Below are 22,788 nucleotides of genomic sequence, written 5' to 3'. Positions count from 1 at the left end.
TATAAGGAGCTTGGGATGAGTATTCTACCTATACCCGCTTTTAATGATAATTACATTTGGTTAATTACTGATGAAACAGGAAACAAGGCGTTTTGCGTTGACCCTGGTGATGCCAGACCTGTGATTGACTTTGTTACACAGAACTCAATAGAACTTACAACCATTTTACTTACTCATCACCATTATGATCATATTGGTGGCGTCCCTGAGCTTATTCGTTTTAATCCTAATATAGTTGTCTACGGACCTTTGGATCCTCGTATCAGTCATATCACTCATCCTCTTACAGAAAACACTACCCTATCCATTGCCACATGTAATTTTGAGGTTTTAAATACACCAGGGCATACGTCCACTCATATTAGCCTTTATGAACCCTCATTAGGTTGGCTATTTTGTGGTGATACCCTCTTTTCAGCTGGTTGTGGCCGAGTATTTGATGGCACAATCGCAGAACTTCATCATTCTCTGCAAGTATTAAAAGCATTGCCTGCCGATACAAACGTTTTTTGTGCGCATGAATATACACGTCAAAATCTTCGTTTTGCTACTTTGGTCGAACCCGATAATTTAAAAATCCAAAACTATGCCAAAGAATTGGCTAAACATAACCAATGTTCCCTTCCCTCCACTATGGGTTTAGAAAGAGAGATCAACCCATTTCTGAGAACAGAAGAAGAGGATGTCATTAAATATGCATCCCTTAAAGGAAATAAAAATCTTGACTCCCTTAGCGTTTTTAAACAAATAAGAGCCGATAAAGATACTTTTTCTTAACAAATAGAATTAATTTAAACCTTTTAGCTTATGATAAAAACAAAAAGGGTTTATCCTTTGGATTTTATTTAGTACACTGATTAGCCTTTTGATTCGTAATAGGCGTCACATTGAAGTTTAGACCAAGCATTTTTAGTTTAATCCTCTTACTGTTAAGCTCTTACGTGTTTTCAAATATTGGACAAGCCCAAAGTGTATGGGATGTTATGCGCTCACAATTTCGTTTGAATCATGAAGTGACGCAACCCGAAGTGCAAACCCAGCTGCGCTGGCTTATTTCTCATCCAAGTTATCTAAATAAACTGGCTCGTTCCGAACCCTATATTTACCATATCGTGACAGAAATCAAAAAACGAGGAATGCCGGGAGAGATTGCTCTTATACCCATGATTGAAAGTGCCTATGATCCTTTTGCATACTCAGGCGCAGGTGCTGCAGGTCTTTGGCAATTAATGCCTGGTACTGGCAATAACTTGGGATTAAAACAAGATTGGTGGTTTGATGCCCGCCGCAGCATCCGTCCATCAACCGATGCTGCCCTTAATTATCTAACCTACTTAAATAAGTATTTTAATGGCAACTGGATTCTTGCAATTGCGGCCTATGATTCTGGTGAAGGAACCATTGCTCGCGCGATAAAAAATAGTCGGCAATCAAGATCTATTCGCTTCTGGTCTTTACCTGTACCGAATGAAACAAGGGCCTACGTGCCAAGACTGCTGGCACTTGCGGAAATCATTAAATATCCACAGCGCTATAGGATCACATTACCCGATATTCCCCATGTTCCCTACTTTGAGGAAGTAAATATTGGTAGTCAAATTGATTTGAATCATGCAGCCAGACTTGCGGGAATGTCGTATAAGGACCTCATCAAATTGAATCCCGGCTATAATCGTTGGGCCACAGCACCTTACAAACCCTTTAAATTGCTTATACCCAAGGATAAAGTGGCAAAATTCAATCGTAATCTCGCCAGCGTTCCTGAAGACAAACGCGTGAGTTGGAGCCGATATCAAGTTCGCCCAGGCGACGATCTGAACTCGATTGCCCGGAGAAACTTCACTACTGTCAATTTGCTACGAGAATTAAATCGGTTAAAATCTGATAGACTAAGACCCGGACAATATGTCCTTATACCAAGTACCAAAAATGCCCCAGTCACAGCTAAGAAACCAACGATGCTGGCACTGGCTGACCAACCCGCAACAACACAAAGTCTTAAGGTGCTCCATATTGTACAACGAAGCGACACCTATCAAACGTTGGAGAAAAAGTATAATGTTTCCACAGCAGAAATTCGCAAATGGAATAATTTGAATTCTTCTCAATCATTAAAACCAGGACAGCAATTAACAATATGGAAAAAAACCGTCAAGTATGGTGTGTACATCGTAAAAGCAGGTGATAATTTAAGCAGTATTGCCAAGCGTAACCATACAAAAGTAGCAACACTTGCTAGGTTAAACCCGGATATTAATAAGCGCTTACTGCATCCTGGGCAGAAATTAGTAATTGGTTAAGATAGCTTATAATGCCAAGTATTATACTAACTTACTTTCGGCATCCCACAGGACAAAACCCAAAGATCCTATACTTTAATACGAATATTTATCTCATAGGTGAGAGTTTGAAATCGTGTGATATACTTAAGTAAGTATTAAATTTTAATCAGAGCCATGAAACTACTCTTTGATTTTTTTCCAATTCTACTTTTCTTTATTAGCTATAAATTTTTTGGGATATACAATGCCACAGCTGTGGCCATGGGTGCATCCCTATTTCAGGTTGTTTTTCATCGGCTTAAACATCAGCGCTATGAAAAGATTCATTTAATTAGTCTTGCTATAATTTTTGTTTTAGGAGGGGCAACTTTGTTGTTCCACAACCCTTGGTTTATTAAATGGAAACCCACTGGGATTTATTGGTTAACTTCTTTGATATTCCTTTTCTCACCATTGTTTAGCAAGAAGCCGCTCATTCAAAAAATGATGGAAGGAAATATTAATCTGCCTACAAAAATCTGGTACCGCTTGAATTATGCTTGGGCTATATTTTTTGTCGCAATGGGCATTGTTAATCTATATGTCGCCTACTTTTATAGCACTGATATTTGGGTTAACTTTAAATTATTTGGTGGAGCCGGTTTTACCTTGCTCTTTGTTTTTTTGCAAGCGATTTACTTAACTCGGCACGTGGTGGAGGGAGACGTAGAACAACAACCCTCAGGTGATCCTCGATAGGAAGAAACCTGTATCTATTAGGAGCAAGAATGCGATTGCTACTGGTTGAAGATGATGAATTATTAGGAGATGCTGTCAAAGCAGGTCTTACTCAATTTGGTTATGTTGTTGATTGGCTAAAAGATGGCGAGGCGGCTAGAGCAGCGGTCAAGGCTGAATCCTTTGAGCTAATCATTCTTGATTTAGGTTTACCGAAGCTTTCGGGTCTTGGTTTTTTGCAAGCCATTCGTCATGACGGGAATGCTACCCCAGTTATCATTCTCACTGCGCGAGAGTCTGTAGAAGATAGAGTAAAGGGTTTGGATAGTGGTGCGGATGATTATCTAACAAAGCCTTTTGATTTAAATGAATTAAGCGCGAGAGTTCGCGCTTTGGTAAGACGCTCTCAAGGCCGTGCAGACTCCGTCTTGCAATACCGCAATGTTACCTTGGATCCAGCAGCACATTCTGTCTATGTTGATGGTGTGATGGTCAATGTTCCGCGTCGTGAATTTGCTTTATTGCAAAAACTGCTGGAGAACAGTGGTCAGGTTCTATCACGCGAACAGCTTATGCAGAGTATTTATGGCTGGGATGAGGACGTGGATTCTAATGCACTGGAAGTACATATTCACAACTTACGCAAAAAACTCAATGCCAACTTTATTCGCACTATTCGCGGCGTAGGATACATGGCAGAAAAAACTGAGAGTAATTAAGCATTGAAATCCTCTATACGCAAATTCTTGCTAATTAATTTGTTGTTAGCGATAACGATAACAACAACATTGACAGCAATAGGTAACTACTATTTAGATCAAAAGGATATTCAAGAACATCTTGATACCTTGATGGCTATTTCTGCGCTTTCTTATCAAGCGCTATTAGGAGACGATCTACATCAGCGACCTCTTGGAAAAATTCAAGATTCTCTCGAAGTCATTCCACAAAAGATTGATAATTACTATCAACGACGATTTCTAAACAATTTACCACCGAAGAATTATCTCGATAAATTCAACTTTCAAGTGTGGACGAATGGCGGAAAACTGTTATTACACTCCCCCACTGCACCTAAAATTCCACTGACTGCTGAGGTTGATGGTTTTAGCGACAAATTGGTGTCAAAGCAAAAATGGCGTGTATTCACTACTTACAACGAACAGGCCGGCGTACGAACCGTTTTGGCAGAACGCTATGATACCCGTAATGAATTAGGTCATCGTATTGCCCAAGATGATTTGTATATTATGCTATTAACCTTCCCACTATCCGGTTTATTAATTTGGATTATTATTGGTCGAGGTTTGGATAGCCTTGATAGGGTGGCGCAAGAGGTAGCAAATCGTGCCCCTACACATCTTGAGCCTGTTGATTTGCAAGAAGTACCCGAAGAAATTAAACCCGTCATTGATGAGTTAAACAAACTTTTTTATCGTCTTAAAGAAGGCTTTGAACGAGAAAAGCGATTTGCAGCCGATGCAGCCCATGAGTTACGAACACCTCTTGCCGCGCTTAAGGCCCAAGCTCAAGTGGCATTAAATACCACTAACATTGAGGAAAAAAATGTAGCTCTGCAAAAACTAATTGCTAGTGTGAATCGTAGTACCCACATCGTGCAGCAATTGCTAACAATGAGCAAGCTTGTTCCTGAAGCTGCCAACATTAACGACATTGATGAAGTCAATCTTGTGAAGCTGACACGAGAAGTGCTAGCGATGCTGGCTCCAACTGCTGTAGAAAAACAAATTGATCTCGAATTTGAACACGATAAAGATCTACCTAATCTCCCAGGTAATCCAACTGCTTTGAGCATCTTAATTCGCAATTTGGTTGACAATGCCATCCGTTATAGCAAAGAGAACGGCAAGGTATCTGTTCAGGTCTTTATCCAAAATCAAGAATTAGTGTTGGAAGTGCGCGATAATGGACCCGGTATTCCCCCAGAATTGCAAAGCCGGGTATTTGAACGCTTTTTCCGTGTACTCGGGAACAAAAGTCCAGGTAGTGGTCTAGGTTTGGCTATCGTGCGCCAAATCACTGAACTTCATGGAGGTCGTGTTGAATTAGATTCTCCTTCCGTAGGAACTGGCTTGATCGTTCGTGTTTATTTTCCGACACGAAAAGGTTAGTCCGTCTTTGATGTTCTGCTCCTACCAGTTAGCCTCTAGCCATTAATTGCAAAGCCTGGCGAATTAATTGTTCACACGTTTTCTGACCGTCATCAATTTTTTTAACGACTTTGGCTGCTTCTTGTTGTTTATATCCTAAAGCCTCTAAAGCACTGATAGCTTCCTCTTGGTTCACATTGACCAGTGTCTGTGGGGTTTCATTAGAATCTGTTTGGGAGAAGAATTGTTTTAGGTTATCCCTCATCTCCACAACTAAACGCTCGGCAGTTTTCTTACCTATCCCGGGGAGTTTGGTTAAAAGTAAAGTATTTTGTTGACTGATACACTGAACGAACTCTGAGGGTGTGACGCTGGAAAGAATGGCCATGGCCAATTTAGGGCCCACACCATTTACCTTAATTAAAGCCCTGAAGAGAGCTCGTTCTTGTTTATCCAAAAAACCAAACAACAGTAAAGCATCTTCCCTGACGATAGTATGAATATGCAATCCCACACGATTACGATGAGACTCGAGTTGAAAAAACGTGTTGAGGGATGTCTCTACATCATAGCCAACACCGTTAACGTCAATGACCAATTTTCCAGGTTGATGTCTATCAACAATTTGTCCATTTAACCAACCAATCATCGTAAGCGTCTCCTTGAATGTTGTTGGCGTTGAATAAGTGGAAGATTATGGCGCATGTGGCTATGACAAATCGCAATCGCCAAAGCATCTGCAGCATCATTTTGTGGTACAGAATTGAGCATTAATAATTTCATCACCATGTGTTTAACTTGCTCTTTTTGTGCTGCCCCATATCCGACAATAGCCTGTTTAACTTCTCTTGCGGAATACTCGTTTATTTGCAACCGATGTGAGGCAGCAGCTACCATAGCGGCTCCTCTTGCATGCCCTAATTTGAGGGCTGAATTAGGATTTTGATGCAGAAATACTTGCTCTATCGCCACTTCGTCAGGACGATAGCTATCCATTAACTGGCAGATCCCATCAAAAATTTGCAATAGCCGTTGGCTTAATTCTCCTTCAGCGGTGCGAATACAGCCACTATCTAAATAATGAATTTTGCGTTTTTCTTCCTTGATAATCCCGTAGCCAGTAATACGGGACCCAGGATCAATACCTAAAATAATGCTGCTCATCAGGCCGTTTCAAAGAGAGTCTCAGGGAGTTCTGCATTGCTATAAACCTCCTGTACGTCATCTAAATCTTCGAGCATATCTATTAATTTTAATAAGGTTTCCGCAGCTTCCTTATCTATGGCTACCGTAGTTTGTGCACGCATGGTCAACTGAGATTGCTCAATTTCATAACCTGCCTCCTGAAGGGCTGCTAATACAGCATGGTAGCTTTCAGCTGGTGTAATGACTTCAATTTGGTTGTCTTCAAGAATTACATCCTCCGCTCCTGCTTCTATCGCCACCTCCATTGCCTCTTCTTCTGATTGGCCAGAGGTCAAAAGAATTTCGCCTTGTTTGTGGAAAAGATAAGCTACTGAGCCATCGGTTCCCAGATTACCACCATACTTAGTAAACGCATGCCTTACATCAGAAACGGTACGATTTTTATTATCAGATAAACAATCAACTAAAATTGCCACACCACCTGGACCATAGCCTTCATAACGCATCTCAATCATATTTGCATCTTCTAAACCACCGGCACCTCGTTTTATAGCATTATCGATGGTGTCCCGTTTCATGTTAGCTTTGAGTGCCTTGCTGATTGCATCCCGCAATCTTGGATTAGAACTTTCTTCTGCACCACCCATTCTGGCAGCAACAGAAATTTCACGAATCAATTTGGTGAAAATTTTGCCACGCTTAGCATCTTGAGCGCCTTTACGAAAACGAATATTAGCCCATTTACTATGTCCAGCCATTCCTGCACCTCAAAAAAACTTAGCCAGGTACCCATAAAATTCTCCATATGGCTGAATTTCATAGATAACAAGCAATGATGGTTAAATAAATAAAATTATACATCGTCTATAAATTAAAAAGAACCGAGCTTGGTAAACTCGACATTGTTGGCTATTTCAAGCTATTCTAGGCAGGTTTATTTTCTGAAGGGAGGTTGAGGTGTATTTAGCAGGATTTGGTAACCATCACCAAAGTGAGGCCATCGCAGGTGCTTTGCCCCAGGATCAGAATTCACCCCAACAATGTCGATTTGGACTTTATGCAGAGCAACTCAGTGGTAGTGCTTTTACACGCCCAAGGCATGTTAACCTAAGAAGCTGGCTTTATCGCACACTTCCCTCTGTCGTGCATGAAGATTATATTCCTTACGAAAAGCCTTTGCCCTTAACTTACGAGGCTAATCAACCACCTAATCCTTTACGTTGGCAGCCTCTATCTGCGCCCTCAGAAAACAAGGATTTTGTAGATGGTTTATTTCACATAGCAGGTAATAAATCGTCTAATGCCTTTATTTATCAATGTAATCAATCCATGGATGGACGCTATTTTAGCAACAGTGATGGCGAGTTCTTATTTGTCCCTTACCTAGGCGACCTACATATTCATACTGAATTCGGTAAGTTAACCATAGGCCCTGGTAAAATTGCTGTCATTCCAAGGGGTGTAAAATTTAAAGTGGATTTGCTCTCATCCTTGGCTGCAGGATATTTGTGTGAAAATAGTAGTAGCCCTTTAAATTTGCCACAATTAGGACCAATTGGTGCAAATGGTTTGGCTAATCCGCGTCATTTTCTTTATCCACAAGCAGCATTTGAGCACATTGAAAAAGAAGTCGTGTTAATTTGTAAATATCAACATAAATTTTGGACTGCTAAATCAAATCATTCTCCGTTGAATGTTGTGGCTTGGCATGGGAATTATGCACCTTATTGTTATGACTTATCACTTTTTAATACCATCAACACCGTAAGCTTCGATCACCCAGATCCTTCCATATTTACAGTGTTAACCTCAGAAAGTAATACTCCTGGGGTTGCAAATCTTGATTTTGTTATCTTTCCGCCAAGGTGGATGGTAGCCGAGCATACGTTTAGACCCCCCTACTTCCATCGCAATATTATGAATGAACTGATGGGGCTTATTACCGGTGAATATGATGCGAAGAAAGAGGGTTTTATTCCTGGTGGTGTGAGCATTCATAATTGCATGACCGCTCATGGGCCTGATGGCGATACCTATCGCTCAGTCATTCATGAAGAACTAAAACCTACTCGCTATCAAAATACGTTAGCGTTTATGTTTGAAACTAGAAAGCCCTGGTTAGTAAGTGAACAGGCGTTTAGGCATCCTGCACGTGAAGCAAATTATTCAGCTTGCTGGCAGAGTTTGCCCTTAAATTTTCAGACCCCCTAGGGTCTGTTGACATTTCGCGAAATATCAACAGACCCTACGATGTTTAAAAGGAGTAAGCAAGATGAATTTTGATTATGCTAAATCCATTCTACTAGCTACTATTATTGGCTTAATTCCTGAGTATGGAAACGCAACTCAAGTGAGTGGTCAGCCTCAAGAGTCTTTCCAATCTATTTGTCTTACATCATGGATGAAACGTGTAGATAACATCAAAGATGAGGTTGACTATCAAAATTTTGGTAAAAAATATTGTGAATGTGCGGACAAACACATTTTGGACAATCCGGAAGATACCAACAAAATAACGCAGCTTTGCCTGTCTCAGACGATACTACAAGACACTATGGATTCAATAGAAAATGAAGTTGGTCTGGATAAAGCCACGGAAGAAGATGTGCTGGAATATTGTGAAGACAAATTCGAGTTGGTTTTCCCTACAATGAGTGACAGTGATAAACAAATCTCAACAGCTTATTGTAATTGTGCTAACCCCAAGTTAAGAAAGATTCTCGAAATGGCTGATACCATGACTGAAAGCGATTATACTAAACACATTAATGAAGTTGCCGCTGCCTGTTTCTCAGGAACTGAAAATAAAGATCAAAACACCTCAACCAAGCCCGCTCAAACAAATGAGACACAAAACGTACTACAGTGACAGCCTAATTTTGATAGGTAACGATCGATCTTAAACGAGGGATGGTACGGAAGGAGGCCGCTCTTATAGTCCGCCAAAACAAATCGTTCATAAGCCAAGCATATGTGAGACCTTTAGAACAGATCTTCTTGGCTTAAACCTACTTTTTCCAAGAGTCCTCGTAACGTCTTTAGTGCTTCGACTTGAATTTGTCTTACGCGTTCGCGGGTTAAGTTGATTTCCTTTCCCACATCCTCAAGCGTTGCCTTTTCGAATCCTCGCAAACCAAAGCGTCGAGCAATAACCTGTTGCTGATTTTCGGTTAACTTATCTAGCAGAGATTCAATATGTGTCCGTAAATTTTCATCTGTCAAAAGCTCAGCAGGATTCATACTATTTTCATCAGCAATAGTATCTAATAATGATTTATTCTCATCATAACCAATAGGAGTATCTACCGAAGCAACTTTATCGTTCAAACCAAGCAATTTTTCCACATCCTCAAGTGGCTTGTCTACCATATCAGCTATTTCTTCGGCCGACGGTTCATGATCAAGCTTTTGTGTTAACTGACGAGCAGCTCTGAGGTAAACATTGAGCTCTTTCACAACATGAATTGGAAGACGAATGGTTCTCGTTTGATTCATGATGGCCCGTTCTATCGTCTGTCGAATCCACCAGGTAGCATAAGTTGAAAAACGGAATCCTCTCTCAGGATCAAATTTTTCAACAGATTTCATCAGCCCCAGATTACCTTCTTCAATCAGGTCAAGTAAGGGTAATCCGCGATTCAAATAGCGTCTGGCTATTTTCACAACCAAGCGAAGATTGGACTCAATCATTTTCTTGCGTGCTGCTGTATCTCCTTTCAGCGCCAGCTTAGCATAATAGACCTCTTCTTCAGCTGAAAGCAGCGGTGAGAAGCCAATTTCACTAAGATAAATCTGCGTAGCATCCATTATTTTTGCGGCTTGTCTGCCACGCTGAAAACTCGGAAAAGCTTCTTCATCACTAAAATCATGCTCTGGCTCTGCTGGAGCAGCTGCTACCTCGGCCTCTTCTTCGTCAAGTAAGGCTGCATCATCTGGTGATTCATCCCAATCTTCTTCATGGATTTCATCTGGTTTAACTGATTCGTCATCTGGTTGCATCATATCACCTATGTGTTTATATCTGTAAAAGAAAAAACACCCTTCATTCAATGACCAACTGCAACATCAATTAGGTGGTTAACCTCGCAAATAATTGAGTGGATTCACTGGTCTTCCTGCCCTTCTGATCTCAAAATGAACTCCCCAAAATCGTCTATCGATAACCCCCATTTCGGCAATAACTTGTCCAGCTTTAACTGTTTGACCTTCTTTCACCAAATTACGTAAATTATTACCATATGCGGTCAGAAACTGATTATTATGCTTGATGATAATCAAGTTTCCATAACCCGATAAACCATTACCAGAGTAGGCTACTACCCCACTGGAAGCAGCCCGGATCTTTTCCCCTTTTTTACCAGCAATATCTATGCCTTTTTTGCCCTGTTGCGGAACAAATCTTGAGGCTACTCGTCCATTCACAGGCCAAACCCATCCACTTGAGCTAGGGGTAGCCCAGGTCGTGATAGGCTTAAATTTGGGTGCTTGTCTTTTTATTATTGTAGTTCTTTTTACAGCATATATCCGCTTACTTGACGTTGAATATGGTAACGCACGTGCTGTAGGACGAGAAACGCGACCTATCCTTAATACTTGCCCGACTCTTAAAGTATAGGGGCTTGATAAATGGTTGAATGCTGCCAATTCGCGATAATCGAGGTCATGACGGAAAGCGACGGCATATAATGTTTCTCCACGTTGAACGACATGGGTCCCTTGATAATTTTTCTGCGCTCGCCATTTCCCTTCGACAACAGGAGCCAAGGTTGTTCTGGATTCACAGCCAATAAGAAATAAGATGATTAATACAACACCCAACCTGTACATACTCACGTCCTAGCTAACTTAAATAGAATCCCAAATTCATGAACCCAATTTTTGAGACTGTTCAATTAAACCATGTCATTCTCGCGTAGGTGGGAATGACATGGTTTGGTAAACATTCCAATTTTTATAGATTCCCCAATAACCATTTCATAACGCCAAATCAATGTTACTCACCCAATTAGATAACTGATCAAAAACCTTATAGTGAGTTAGGTCGAGATGTAGAGGAGTAATGGACACAGAATTTTGACTAATCGCATAAAAATCTGTGCCTGGGCCTGCATCCGCCTCTAATCCAGGGGGGCCTATCCAGTATATTGGCCTGCCACGTGGATCATATTCTTTAATGACTGGTTCCGCCCCATGACGAGTCCCGAGTCTTGTCACTTCAATCCCTCTAATTTTATCCAAAGGTAAGTCAGGAATATTTACATTTAGAATAGTTTGTGGTGGCAACATATTGTTCGTTAATTTGAGCACAAGTTGCCGGGCAATTGCCGCTGCCGTGTCATAGTATTGAATATTATCGCCTACTATAGAAAAGGCAATCGCGGGCAAGCCCAGATAACGCCCTTCAACGGCTGCCGCTACCGTTCCTGAATAAAGGATGTCATCACCCAGGTTAGCACCCTCATTAATACCTGAAACAACAATATCTACTCCTGGCTTAAGGAAACCAGTAAGCGCCAAATGCACGCAATCGGTAGGTGTTCCTTCAACACTAAAATAACCATTATCCAATTGCCTCACACGCAGAGGTCTTGTAAGGGTTAGAGAATTACTGGCAGCGCTGCGATTGCGATCAGGAGCAACCACTATCGTTTCTGCAAGAAGCGACATTTCATTAGCTAAAGCCCTTATTCCCGGAGAGTGAACCCCATCATCATTACTTACTAGAACTCTCATGACTTAGCTCTCAGGTGACTCTAGCCATTTCACTATAGCAAGGCGCAGTGCCAAATTCTGTTTATTTTTTTCAATTGAGCTTTTAAGTTCAGGCTGATTAGGATTACTTTGCAAAGCAGCTTGCTGTTGTGCTATGTTTTCTTGAAGTTCCAATATCGATTTACCAAAGCCTTGTGGGCTAGTTTGTAATTGATAGGCTAGTTCATTGACTTCGCGAGCTATATTCACCAACTGGGCACAGCTTATGTCAGCTGGTTTTTTATTAGGGCAATTTTGAACAGCTTGTTGTAGCGCTTGTGGATTTTGACGATAATAGGTCTCATCTTGCCTACCACATGCCACTAATGCAATTGATGCAAAAATTAGGAATACATATTTCCCCATTAACAACCTCTTGTGCATATTTATAAAGGTTCAGATGTTATCATTTGTCAACTGCTAACGCCATGTTGAGTTCAAACTGGGGTGTGGTTGAAACGGAACGTTGCCCTACATTTTAAATCGCACCTTTCAGATTGAATAAATAGAGCTGATTAGTTATTGTTAGAGGATTTTTTAATTTTAAAGTAAACACTATGTTAGATTTTAGATTAGTTCGTGATGAACAAACGGGTGAGCTGATAGTAGAAACCTCAATTTGCGGTAAACCTCTTTTAACCACACCTCAACTTAATAAAAGTACGGCCTTTACTCAGGAGGAACGTCAAGCCTTTGGTCTGCTAGGAAAATTGCCTCATCGCGTGGAGACCTTGGATGAGCAAGTGAAACGGGCTTATCTACAATACGCAAGCTATAGCACTCGTCTAAAGCAAAACATTTACCTTAATAATCTCCATGACAAAAACCAAGTATTGTTTTATAAGCTAATCAGTAAACATTTAGGGGAAATGTTGCCCACGATTTATACACCTATCGTGGGTACAGCTGTAAAGCGCTACAGTCATGAATATCGCCAACCTCGTGGACTCTACATCACCCATCTGGATAAAAATCATATCGAAGAGATACTCAACAATCGTTCTAACCCAGAAATTGATTTGATTGTGGTCACAGATGGCGAAGGAGTACTTGGTATTGGTGATCAGGGCATAGGAGGTATGGATATACCCGTGGCTAAGTTGATGGTTTATACGCTTTGCGGTGGCATCGATCCCACACGAACGTTGCCGGTCTTTCTTGATGTGGGCACCAACAATCAGGATTTATTAAATGATCCTTTATATTTAGGCTGTCAGCACCCACGTATCAATACTGAAGAATATGATGATTTTATCCTCGCTTTCGTGAATGCTGTTCATAAATATTTCCCTAAAGCCTTTTTGCACTGGGAGGATTTTGGCCGCAGTAATGCTCGCCGCATTTTGGACAAATTCCAGGATAAACTTTGCACCTTCAACGATGATATTCAAGGAACTGGAGCAGTAACTTTAGCTGCTCTTCTCGCCGCTTGTGATGTAACAGGTAAGAAGTTAGACGATCATCGGATTGTTGTGTTTGGCGCTGGTTCAGCTGGTACTGGCATAAGTGATCAGATTGTTGATGCCATGGTAAGGCGTGGTCTTTCTCTTGAAGAAGCCTATGAACGTTTCTGGTTAATTGATCGTCAAGGACTGCTGATAGACTCTGATTTAGAACTCACTGAAGCACAAAAACCTTATGCACGAAAGGCCAATGAGATTGCAGACTGGTGTTGTCATAGTCGGGAATACCCTTCACTGACGGACACCGTCCGGCAAATCAAACCAACCATTTTAATTGGCTGTTCAGCACAACCAGGTGCATTTTCACAAGACATCATTGAAATTATGTCATCTACCTGTGAGCGACCGATTATTTTCCCTCTGTCTAATCCAGATGACCGATGTGAAGCCCAACCTAGAGATATTATGACCTGGAGTAAAGGTAGAGCATTGATAGCTACTGGAACAGCATTCCCGGCCGTAGAATATCAAAATCGTTTGTTAGAAATTGCCCAGTGTAATAATGCGCTGGTATTTCCAGGTATCGGCCTAGGTATCTTAGCAGTAGAAGCATCAAAGCTATCGAAAAAGATGATTTGGGCAGCTGCAGAAGCCTTAAGCGAGTTTTCACCATGCAAAAAGGAAAGTTTTTTGCCTCTTCTGCCTTCACTTGATGAAGCTCAAACTGTCGCCAAACAGATAGCGCTTGCCGTAGCTCATACTGCAATTAAAGAAAATTTGGCACAGCGTAACCAGAAAGCCGATCTAGAAAAAGTCATCAAAGATATGTTCTGGGAGCCTCGGTATTTACCATTTAAAAAAATAAATACAGTGGAGAGCTAACTGATGTATCCTTACGCTTCATCAAGGCTACTCTGGTTCCTCGGTTCAAGCCTATACAATTTTTCGTGGGGATATATCAGCCCGCATAGCGGGAATACATTCTGGAGTAGCACAAGGCTTTTAATCAAGATGGATTCCCGCCTACGCGGGAATGACACAGTTGGTCAATGAGGAAGTCATGGTTTCTTTGGCAACAGAACGATGAGCATAAACCCAAGCCTTTGTTCCTGACGCCAACTGCACTTGAATGCGTTGATAATCGCCCACCTCATAGGCATCAGCCTGCAGAAGCTCTTCATACGTTAATTCAAATACTGTTCCCTCAACAATATCGCTATCGTTTCCTGTAGGCATTAATATTTGATGAATTGCCTTCCCACTTACTTCAATGACATAGGGATCGGTGATTTGTAGATCGTCTAATTTATGGGCTTTTAAATGATCTTTGCTACCTTTTAACAGACGTGAAAAGGTAGCAATTTGCACGGAGTCTAATTGTAATGTTCCGTAAGAAAACAATTTTTCCATAGACAAATAACCTAAACTAATTATTTTTTCTCCGCAACTTAAATGCTGCCAAAGAATAATACTTATAAAGCAGGAGCGTCTTGTTGGACACCACCGACAATCCAGTCTTTGGAATTATAAAATTTACGAAAATGCCAAATTTCATCCAAAGCAGAGACTGGATCATTATCTTCCTTAATTGAACCCGTAAAGCGCACACTTGCAATGGTAGAGTCCACCTGTTCTGAAATATCTAGCAACTGAGCATTCAAATTAATCACTTCAGTACGATTAGGTTCATTACCTCGTTCTTCCAGCTGCATTTTAATTTCTGCAAAAACCTCAGGCGCAGTAAAATCTTGCAGATCCTGAAGATTTTTTTGATCATAGGCAGCTTGTAAACGGATAAACTTCACCTTGGCTTCACGCAAAAAATCCTCCTCCACGAAGCCTGTCAAAGATGATGAACCACGATTTGTGTTTTGGTAATTATTATTGCTCTGCCAGCTATATGGGGTTTGTCTAGACATAGTACTTGACGGTTGCAAACCAGGTTGCATGCGCCGGCGTAAGAAATTAACAACAAAGAACAATAAAGTACCAACAATTAGCCAGGATAACAATCCACTTCCCAAGCCATTACCCATGAAGAGGCTAGCTAGCAAACCACCAGCCAGTAATCCACCTAAGACCCCTCCCCATCTGCTTCGATTACTAGATTGCCCTATTGTATTTTGCTTAGGCTTAGAGGAGAAAAGACTATGGTGCGAACGTTGCACACCAAAACTTCTACCACCACCAAATCGTTTTGCGGAAGCTTCATCGACCATCAACCCAAAAGATAGCAATCCAATTAATAAAGACAAGAGTAAAGTGCGCACTTAATGCCCCTTATTTGATGAAAAACAGCATTATAACCGAAGAAGTGCTATTCCTGCAGAAATTAAAGAGAAAATTTTATTCTCCCATACATTAGCTCCCAACCCCCAATATTGAATTAAATATTACTAATGGAGAAATAAAGTATTGTATCTATAAGCTGTAAGGGTTTACCACTCTAAAAGATAACTTCATTTTGGAAAAGCTTTAGGGTCTAGCAAAATTTCAGAATGATGCTACAATGTGATCCGGAATTATATAGAAACAGAAAGAGTAACTATGTCAGAGAAAATTCGTGGTAAGGTAAAATGGTTTAATGATAAGAAGGGTTTCGGCTTCATTGAAAGTGATGGTAAAGACTACTTTGTTCATTTCAGTGCAATTCAAAGCAGTGGCTTTAAAACATTAGCTGAGGGTGCGGCTGTCTTGTTCAGAGCAGGCCAAGGGCAAAAAGGTCCTCAAGCTGAAGACGTCGAACTCGTTTAATTAGTTATACCAGTATATATACTGCACTTCATTGAAGTGCAGTATATATGTATTACTTATACTTTCCGTTACCATCAGATGGCGTGTTATTGCTGCTAATGAAGTTTACCGTTACCTTCTGCACCGTTCCTGTCTGAGGCTCCCAAGGCCGCGCATACTTAAATACCAAAGTAGTATTTTTAGGGTAGGATCGTCCGCTTATTAACTGGAAGGTAAACGACATTTCCCCCCCTGCCCCCATTAATTTTGTTTGCGGCGCAGCATAACGACTTGATAATAATTTCAAAAAAGATTTGTCATAATCCTCAACCGTCCATTGGTAACCGGTGGTCGGGTTAGCTGGTAACGTCACCAGGAATTGAGTTGCACTTGTATCAACGTTTATAGACATAGAATTAGCCGCCTGAGTTAATGTTGTGAAAGCCAAAAGAAAACAACTCAATAATTTTTTCATCTTATTGTCCGAGAAATTAGTAGCATTTTTAATTATAATACATTCTTTTTTAGCTACAAATGCGCTGTGTATTTCAAGAATCTCCCGGATCCTGAGGAATCTTTCACGATATTCGGATAGTAGCCTCTTTTGGAGAACCAAATGGGCCAAGAATTACCTAGTGTTGTAATTAAAATATATAAAAATTAACTTTTCAGGTTACAAAAAGTCCTGTATAGTTATTTATTGAACTAAAAGATATTTTCTATACTAATGTGGTCTGCATCCTCTAATATCATTGCTATTATTATTTCCCTTCATATTATCGGCTGAAAAGCCGAAACCATATCTCACATTCAAAATTTTCCTTATCACTTCCTTTAAAATTCTAGCAATGAGGGCAGCTATGCTTACGAAAAAATCAAAATTTTTACCATTGTTTATGTGGCTTTTGCCTCTGTCATTTTTTACTTATCAATTTATTTTACGCTTATGGCCAGGCTTAATGATGCATCAAATTATGGAGCAATTTTCTATTGATGCCAGTCATTTTGGCGTTCTTGCTGCGCTTTACTATTATGGTTACGCTGGTATGCAAATCCCTGTTGCTATCATGCTAGAGCGGTTTAAAGTGCACTATGTCGTTAGTGCACTGGCAATTCTTTGTGGACTCGCTACTATTCTTTTTACCATGACCAATCAATGGTATTTAGCATGTTTAAGCCGATTTTTAGTTGGTGCGGGTTCCGCTGTAGGATTTCTAGCTGTATCAAAAGTTGCTTCACAGTGGTTCTCAAAAGAACATTATGCCAAAATGATTGGCTTTTCCTTTAGTGTTGGCCTTCTTGGCGCTATTTATGGCGGGAAACCAATTACTGTGCTTATAGAAAATCATGCTTGGCAACACATAGCCTTCACTCTAGCTTTTGTCGCTATCGTTCTTGGTTTTACTGTCTTTTGCTTTTTACGAACTCCGGAAAACCCTAACAATGAGCAAGATGTTTTTAAGTTAGTGAATTTTAAAGCGATATTAAGGTTACCCTCTATCTGGCTCTTAGCCTTTGCCAATTTGCTAATGGTTGGCTCTCTTGAGGGATTTGCCGATATTTGGGGAGTGCCTTATTTAACAACAGCATTCGAGATAAGTAAAAGTGAAGCCGCACAATTAATTTCTTTTATTTTTATGGGGATGCTCGTTGGAGGACCACTATTGGCATGCTTAAGCAGGAAATTTGGTAATTACATGGTCATCAGTCTTTGTGGTCTTGTCATGGCGCTCGCCTTTAAATTCCTGCTCTCAAGCACAACATACAATTGGTATTCATTGGCATTGTTGTTCTTAACAATAGGTATCATGTGTTGCTACCAGGTTATTGTCTTTGCAGCAGGTGCCGATTTAGTTGAGACCAAATTATTGGGTGTGACAGTAGCTTTCCTAAATTGTATTAATATGCTCGGAGGATCATTTTTTCATACATTGATCGGCCACGCGATGGATGCCACTTGGTCCGGAGCACTAAATGCAGACGGTCTCAGAGAATACTCTTTGGAATCTTATAGGGCCTCCTTAATGCTTATCCCTTACTGTGCAGTAATTGGTGCTTGTCTTATAGGTTTGGTTGGTTTTCGAGTATATCGCTCTGGTTCTGAAATTGTACAAAAATCGTAATTAACTGTATTCCGCTCCCTCAACCCTCAGGGAGCTGATGCAATATATTAGGGAGGTTCCCTAATTATTTAATGATTTTGGTTGATGAAATTAACAAAATCTAAATAGACACCATTAGTCCAGCCAAAACCAGTCTCATTCGTTGCATAGCTGAATTTAATTTTATTCGTAGTACGAGTACTAAGTGTTTCTACATCATATTTCTCAAAAATAGTGTGCGTTTTTTTATAGCCTTCATCCACTGAATTAATAAACCTATTGGCGACATCAACTGCCAATTCTCTATAACCATAACGTTCTAATCCATAGACAGCGAAGTATTGCAAGGGTGCCCACCCGAAAGGAGCATCCCATTGGAAGCCAAGGTTATTCGTACTCGTGAGTAGTCCACCCTTACCTAAGAGACGAGGGGTATTGCTGACAACAGCCTTAGCTTGCTCTTTTGACGCAATGCCTGCCCACAGAGGATAAAAAGTGGTGGCATAAATATAGCGACGTAATCGCTTGGTTTTAAAATTATAATCAAAATAAAAACCCATATCTTTGTCCCACAAATAACGATTGATTCGTTGAGCTCGTTCTTTGGCACGTTTTGCCCATATCTCTGCTACTGCTGGCTCTTTTAAAATTTGATAAATTTCATGGGTATCCTCTTCCATTTTATATAGAAGGACATTTAAATCTACAGGAGCATAATCTAAAATCGCCGCACCAAAAGGACCGTATTTTGCAGTGATATCTAGTCCAGACTCTCTAAGACTACGATCCGCTCTATAGAAAAGCTTTGTTAGTTGATTGGTATTTTCGTTGTAATAGAGGCTCTTGTCGTAATCTTTAACGTGGTGCGTTTTAAAATAAGCTAAAACCTTTGAATAGTACTCAGTAGACTCCTCTGGACAAGGGCCCTCCCCCTTCGCATAATAGCGGGACAAATGAAGTTCAGGGATTAAATGAGGGGGTGAAACCCAATATTGATATAGTTTATTTATCCCAGGCAAAGTGGTTTTTAGCCACTCTTTGTCCAAGGTTTTATAATAGTAAGCCAATATCATCTGTGTTAACAGTGGGGGACTGGAGCGTTGCAAATAGTAGGTTCGATTTGCATTAAGAATAGTTCCGTAATGATCTATTTCATAAAGCAGATTATCGATCATATTTCTTGCCAAGATAAGACGGTTATTCTCTAGTAACCCAAGCTCTATAAAAAAGCTGTCCCATCCATACATCTCATTAAACCGTCCGCCAGGAACAACATAAGGATGTGGCAAATACAGTAAGCCATGCTGTTGAATGAGATTGATATCATCAGGTAAATAGTGGAATTCGAGCAATTGCGCGTTATCGGTTGATAGTTTTTTAATAATCGCTGCCTTAAGGGCAGAAATCTCCTCGTCTTTTGCCACATAAATGATTAGCTTACGAACAGCTAATTTAGTATCGAGTTGAGATGTTAATAAATCGTCGTTATTACGAGTAAGTACATCCCAACTCTTTGCAATATATAGACTGACCTCTGAAATTTGCTTACCTGACTTGGTGAAGGCCGGAGCATTAACTAACGTATACAACAGATTGATCATGAACAAATTAAACAGTAATTTTTGCATCCTTTCCTCAGGACTATTCCTTATCTCTTTAAAATAGTCTACAGATAAAACTCTAGTTTTTTAATGATATCTTGAGGTTAAAAAGAAGCTTTTCCATCTGTCAAAATTAGACGACCACTGTAGTACTGGATAAAAATTAAAATTTTTCAGAATCTCAGGGATTGAAATTACCTTATTATTTTCTTTCGTTCCAAAACAGGGGCAACCGCAATCTTACCTTCTTTCTTGGGTAATAGATAAAGTAATAGAGGGATTTCTAGATAGGCGTGTACCATAGCCATAAGACTATATAATTTCTTACTAGCTTGAAAATCATACAAAAAGCTTATTGCCAATAACAAAAATAGACTCACCAGAAGAATATTTAGCTTTATAGGCGTTTTACAAAACGTCGGCAGCACTTTAATGACATAATAGTAATGAATGAGTTGCAAATAGACAGCACTAGCAAAAAAAGCGATAGTAATTACCCCCCTATCAGGGGAAACAAGATAATGAGACAAATAAAGATGACTTTGCTCAGTGGTATAGAAATCAGTGTCAATAGCAAACCCCATCGATAGGACAAAAACCAGGATAGGATTTATGATAAAAATCAACCAAGCTTTTTTCGCTGCCTTTTGTTCCAGCAAAAATCCCCAAGGCGTCAGATTATGCAAAAAAGCCAAGCATAGAAAGAGTAGAATAGGACTAACTATAAAAGTAAGAGAAAATATGAACAACGCGATGATATTTAAAATACTTGCTTTGAAATAAATTGTTACCGTCAGCAACATCAGCACGAAAAGGATTTCAATCACCACCAAGTGCTTAATCGAAGTAAAAATAGCGATGGTCTTTATTAATAATAAAAGCAGTAATACACTCATTACACTGAAGATAAACTTTGGCGGCAGTTTGTACGCCAAATGCTTACTGATATAGGACAGTTCGTAGAAAATATGAGCTGCGCCAAAAAAGCTAAGGGAAAATAAGTAGGAGCTTAGAGGAAAAATGGATGCCAACATTATTGGTATTGCAGAAACAAGTAGTCGCATAGGCTATCTCAGTCAGAACATGGATACAGTACTCACCTTGGGACTCACCATTCTTGCTGAGTGGCTAGCTTTTTTTATTTTCATTAAAAAAAATGTCCCCCAAAGACATGTCCTGGGCTGGATACTGTTTATCGTAGGGATTAATTGCCTAACCAATCCCTTAGCGCAAATGATTTATTCCAGCCTAAAGACGCTTAATTTTCGACCTTTAGATTGGCTTCTAACTGAAATTCTTGTCATTTTGGGTGAAGCCTTTCTCATTTATGAAATCATGGCGCAAACCTTTCGTAGAGGCTTGTTTTATTCCATGTTGTTAAATATTACCTCTATTCTCGTGGGAGCGATATTGTGTTGGTTAAATTTATTGCCTTGGTGTTATTAGGATTCTGGTCCTTCTCTTCCTATGCCGATATTATAATTCCTGACAAAAAAGCAGAGTTCATGGATGGCTTTTTTAGTCCCAATGAAAAGCTCTCACTGGTTTTAATCTTGATCGGCATTATCATTCTTGTTTTTGTTTGGCGTTATGTAAGAAGACGAAAATGACACAGATGTCTAACAACGTAACCCTGCCATGTTCAAGTTTTACTTTTTAGGCTAGAGCTATCTTTCCCTGCAAATAAAGTCGACAACTTCCCGTGAGTAATACGCGATCACCACTGACCTCACAAATTAACTCCCCTTGACGTTTCAATCCTTGAGAAGCGTGAATGCGTTGTTTTCCTAGCCGCTCGCTCCAATAAGGTGCAATAACGCAATGAGCTGAACCTGTTACCGGGTCTTCAGGGACATCACAGCCAGGGTAGAAGCAGCGAGAATAAACATCGAACTTTGCTGAGGGAGCCGTTAATATTATTCCTCGATTTTGCAACAAACTGATCGCGTTAAGATCAGGTTTAGCTTCCTCGACTTCTTTTTCTTCAGCAAAAATCAATAGGAGGTCAAAGGTGCTTTCATAAACAGCTTTAGGTGTAACATTCAATGCAGCAAGTAAGGCAGAAGAAGGAGTCATTTGTTTATAAGGTAAAGCAGGAAAATTCAGTTGTAATTGCTCCCCTTGTTTTTTAACTTGCAATTCACCACTTAAACTCTTAAACGTAATGCTATTCCCAGCATGACCTAACATTGTAAAAATCACATAGGCACTGGCTAATGTTGCATGTCCGCAAAGAGCAACCTCTGAGTTAGGGGTGAACCAACGAATGTGATAGGCTTCTCCTTCTCTTACAATAAATGCCGTCTCTGACAAATTATTTTCATTGGCAATGGCTTGCATTGTTTTGTCATCAAGCCAACGATTAAGAGGACAGATTGCCGCTGGATTACCACCAAACAATTTTGTGGTAAATGCATCCACTTGATATATATCTTGCGTTACCATCAGAACTCCTAGAAATTAAATATTGCGCACTATAACATAGCATGCTATATATTAGCAATAAATATAAAATGGATCATTGTATGCAAACATCGACCCTCTTAAAAAAAGCCAATCGCTTGCTGGTTAAAAAAGCCAATGAATTACTCAAACCCTATAAAATTACCCATGCCTATACCTCTTTTTTAATGGAATTATTTGCAAAAGCAGGCCTCACACAAGCTGAAATGTGTAAGCGCATCGGGATTGAGCAACCAACAGCAGTCAGGACCCTTGATCGTATGGAACGCGATGGATTTATTCGTCGCAAACCGTCAGAAAACGATAGGCGCGTTTATCTTGTTTTCCCAACTGCAAAAGCATTGGCAGTAAAAAATGAGATTGACCTGTGCGCACAAAAACTGAATGAATTGGCTTTACAAGGATTTAGTGAGGAAGAAAAAAAATATTTTAATCAATTGATTAAGCGTTTAAACGATAATCTAGGATAATTTTTTTTA

The 22,788-nt window shown here is 40.0% G+C and carries 25 protein-coding genes; 12 read left to right on the top strand and 13 right to left on the bottom strand.

Translation table 11 applies throughout. From position 1 onward, the window contains the following. The first annotated feature begins 15 nt into the window (after positions 1-15). The 5 genes from gloB to CKV79_RS04935 all read left to right on the top strand — a co-directional run bounded on the left by gloB (position 16) and on the right by CKV79_RS04935 (position 5,131). Positions 16-777 carry a hydroxyacylglutathione hydrolase gene (gene gloB, locus CKV79_RS04955; protein WP_028373506.1) on the top strand — a complete coding sequence of 254 codons (762 nt, stop codon included), beginning with the start codon at positions 16-18 and terminating at the stop codon, positions 775-777. A 98-nt stretch (positions 778-875) separates the two neighbouring features. After that, entirely contained in the window at positions 876-2,300 is a 1,425-nt protein-coding gene (locus CKV79_RS04950) for a lytic transglycosylase (protein WP_408606917.1), read from the top strand. Between the two features lie 156 nt (positions 2,301-2,456). After that, positions 2,457-3,020, top strand: coding sequence for a septation protein A (locus tag CKV79_RS04945; RefSeq protein WP_028373508.1), 564 nt, complete (start codon positions 2,457-2,459; stop codon positions 3,018-3,020). A 29-nt stretch (positions 3,021-3,049) separates the two neighbouring features. Beyond that, the gene (locus CKV79_RS04940) at positions 3,050-3,718 is read left to right on the top strand and encodes a response regulator (protein WP_028373509.1); all 669 of its coding nucleotides are present in this window, start codon (positions 3,050-3,052) and stop codon (positions 3,716-3,718) included. A gap of 3 nt (positions 3,719-3,721) precedes the next feature. Continuing rightward, positions 3,722-5,131, top strand: coding sequence for an ATP-binding protein (locus CKV79_RS04935; protein WP_028373510.1), 1,410 nt, complete (start codon positions 3,722-3,724; stop codon positions 5,129-5,131). Positions 5,132-5,159: 28 nt separating this feature from the next. Here the strand turns inward: CKV79_RS04935 and ruvA are convergent, their stop codons facing one another. From ruvA to CKV79_RS04920, 3 genes are read right to left on the bottom strand one after another with little or no spacing between them, the layout of a single operon-like run. Next, positions 5,160-5,759 carry a Holliday junction branch migration protein RuvA gene (gene ruvA / locus CKV79_RS04930; RefSeq protein ID WP_028373511.1) on the bottom strand — a complete coding sequence of 200 codons (600 nt, stop codon included), beginning with the start codon at positions 5,757-5,759 and terminating at the stop codon, positions 5,160-5,162. After that, positions 5,756-6,274: a crossover junction endodeoxyribonuclease RuvC gene (gene ruvC / locus CKV79_RS04925; protein ID WP_035915665.1), complete on the bottom strand. Its 519-nt coding sequence runs from the start codon at positions 6,272-6,274 to the stop codon at positions 5,756-5,758. The genes ruvA and ruvC overlap by 4 nt, the downstream gene beginning before the upstream one ends. Continuing rightward, a complete protein-coding gene (locus tag CKV79_RS04920) occupies positions 6,274-7,014 on the bottom strand; it encodes a YebC/PmpR family DNA-binding transcriptional regulator (protein ID WP_028373513.1) in 741 nt (246 codons plus the stop codon). The genes ruvC and CKV79_RS04920 overlap by 1 nt, the downstream gene beginning before the upstream one ends. 199 nt (positions 7,015-7,213) lie before the next feature. Here CKV79_RS04920 and hmgA point away from each other — a divergent pair, with 199 nt between their 5' ends. Together hmgA and CKV79_RS04910 are read left to right on the top strand one after the other, a co-directional pair. Beyond that, complete coding sequence (gene hmgA / locus CKV79_RS04915; protein WP_028373514.1) at positions 7,214-8,467, top strand: homogentisate 1,2-dioxygenase; 1,254 nt, start codon at positions 7,214-7,216, stop codon at positions 8,465-8,467. Positions 8,468-8,528: 61 nt separating this feature from the next. Beyond that, positions 8,529-9,125, top strand: a complete 597-nt coding sequence (locus CKV79_RS04910) for a hypothetical protein (protein ID WP_028373515.1) — start codon at positions 8,529-8,531, stop codon at positions 9,123-9,125. Between the two features lie 113 nt (positions 9,126-9,238). Here the strand turns inward: CKV79_RS04910 and rpoS are convergent, their stop codons facing one another. The 4 genes from rpoS to CKV79_RS04890 all read right to left on the bottom strand — a co-directional run bounded on the left by rpoS (position 9,239) and on the right by CKV79_RS04890 (position 12,373). After that, positions 9,239-10,255, bottom strand: coding sequence for an RNA polymerase sigma factor RpoS (gene rpoS, locus CKV79_RS04905; RefSeq protein WP_028373516.1), 1,017 nt, complete (start codon positions 10,253-10,255; stop codon positions 9,239-9,241). A gap of 78 nt (positions 10,256-10,333) precedes the next feature. Next, positions 10,334-11,083: a peptidoglycan DD-metalloendopeptidase family protein gene (locus tag CKV79_RS04900; protein WP_028373517.1), complete on the bottom strand. Its 750-nt coding sequence runs from the start codon at positions 11,081-11,083 to the stop codon at positions 10,334-10,336. A 147-nt stretch (positions 11,084-11,230) separates the two neighbouring features. Continuing rightward, positions 11,231-11,989, bottom strand: coding sequence for a 5'/3'-nucleotidase SurE (gene surE / locus CKV79_RS04895; protein WP_028373518.1), 759 nt, complete (start codon positions 11,987-11,989; stop codon positions 11,231-11,233). 3 nt (positions 11,990-11,992) lie between these two features. Continuing rightward, positions 11,993-12,373 (bottom strand): hypothetical protein, encoded by a 381-nt coding sequence (locus CKV79_RS04890; protein ID WP_028373519.1) that lies wholly within the window; start codon positions 12,371-12,373, stop codon positions 11,993-11,995. A gap of 191 nt (positions 12,374-12,564) precedes the next feature. On the opposite strand from CKV79_RS04890, the gene CKV79_RS04885 reads away from it, so the two are divergent. Next, positions 12,565-14,292: an NAD-dependent malic enzyme gene (locus tag CKV79_RS04885; RefSeq protein ID WP_028373520.1), complete on the top strand. Its 1,728-nt coding sequence runs from the start codon at positions 12,565-12,567 to the stop codon at positions 14,290-14,292. Between the two features lie 141 nt (positions 14,293-14,433). Here the strand turns inward: CKV79_RS04885 and CKV79_RS04880 are convergent, their stop codons facing one another. Next, positions 14,434-14,820, bottom strand: a complete 387-nt coding sequence (locus tag CKV79_RS04880; RefSeq protein WP_028373521.1) for a gamma-glutamylcyclotransferase family protein — start codon at positions 14,818-14,820, stop codon at positions 14,434-14,436. A 62-nt stretch (positions 14,821-14,882) separates the two neighbouring features. Continuing rightward, positions 14,883-15,680: a Tim44 domain-containing protein gene (locus CKV79_RS04875; protein ID WP_028373522.1), complete on the bottom strand. Its 798-nt coding sequence runs from the start codon at positions 15,678-15,680 to the stop codon at positions 14,883-14,885. A 277-nt stretch (positions 15,681-15,957) separates the two neighbouring features. Here CKV79_RS04875 and CKV79_RS04870 point away from each other — a divergent pair, with 277 nt between their 5' ends. After that, positions 15,958-16,164 (top strand): cold-shock protein, encoded by a 207-nt coding sequence (locus CKV79_RS04870; RefSeq protein ID WP_028373523.1) that lies wholly within the window; start codon positions 15,958-15,960, stop codon positions 16,162-16,164. Positions 16,165-16,216: 52 nt separating this feature from the next. On the opposite strand, the gene CKV79_RS04865 is transcribed toward CKV79_RS04870, so the two are convergent. Next, entirely contained in the window at positions 16,217-16,618 is a 402-nt protein-coding gene (locus tag CKV79_RS04865) for a protease inhibitor I42 family protein (RefSeq protein WP_028373524.1), read from the bottom strand. Between the two features lie 385 nt (positions 16,619-17,003). Between CKV79_RS04865 and CKV79_RS04860 the strand changes: the two genes are divergently transcribed. Further along, complete coding sequence (locus CKV79_RS04860; RefSeq protein WP_028373525.1) at positions 17,004-18,266, top strand: MFS transporter; 1,263 nt, start codon at positions 17,004-17,006, stop codon at positions 18,264-18,266. Between the two features lie 68 nt (positions 18,267-18,334). Here the strand turns inward: CKV79_RS04860 and CKV79_RS04855 are convergent, their stop codons facing one another. Beyond that, positions 18,335-19,873 (bottom strand): trehalase family glycosidase, encoded by a 1,539-nt coding sequence (locus CKV79_RS04855; RefSeq protein ID WP_028373526.1) that lies wholly within the window; start codon positions 19,871-19,873, stop codon positions 18,335-18,337. 167 nt (positions 19,874-20,040) lie between these two features. Further along, on the bottom strand, positions 20,041-20,742 hold the full coding sequence (locus CKV79_RS04850; RefSeq protein ID WP_028373527.1) for a hypothetical protein: 702 nt from the start codon (positions 20,740-20,742) through the stop codon (positions 20,041-20,043). Positions 20,743-20,866: 124 nt separating this feature from the next. Here CKV79_RS04850 and CKV79_RS04845 point away from each other — a divergent pair, with 124 nt between their 5' ends. Beyond that, positions 20,867-21,292 (top strand): hypothetical protein, encoded by a 426-nt coding sequence (locus CKV79_RS04845; RefSeq protein ID WP_028373528.1) that lies wholly within the window; start codon positions 20,867-20,869, stop codon positions 21,290-21,292. Positions 21,293-21,502: 210 nt separating this feature from the next. Here the strand turns inward: CKV79_RS04845 and CKV79_RS04835 are convergent, their stop codons facing one another. Beyond that, complete coding sequence (locus CKV79_RS04835; RefSeq protein ID WP_028373530.1) at positions 21,503-22,291, bottom strand: PhzF family phenazine biosynthesis protein; 789 nt, start codon at positions 22,289-22,291, stop codon at positions 21,503-21,505. 80 nt (positions 22,292-22,371) lie between these two features. Here CKV79_RS04835 and CKV79_RS04830 point away from each other — a divergent pair, with 80 nt between their 5' ends. Beyond that, positions 22,372-22,779 carry a MarR family winged helix-turn-helix transcriptional regulator gene (locus CKV79_RS04830; protein WP_028373531.1) on the top strand — a complete coding sequence of 136 codons (408 nt, stop codon included), beginning with the start codon at positions 22,372-22,374 and terminating at the stop codon, positions 22,777-22,779. The last annotated feature ends 9 nt before the right edge of the window (positions 22,780-22,788 follow it).

The sequence above is a fragment of the Legionella lansingensis genome (assembly GCF_900187355.1).
GTDB lineage: Bacteria > Pseudomonadota > Gammaproteobacteria > Legionellales > Legionellaceae > Tatlockia > Tatlockia lansingensis.
Note: the sequence above shows the minus strand (reverse complement) of the source record. Positions and strands in the feature narration are given on the sequence as shown.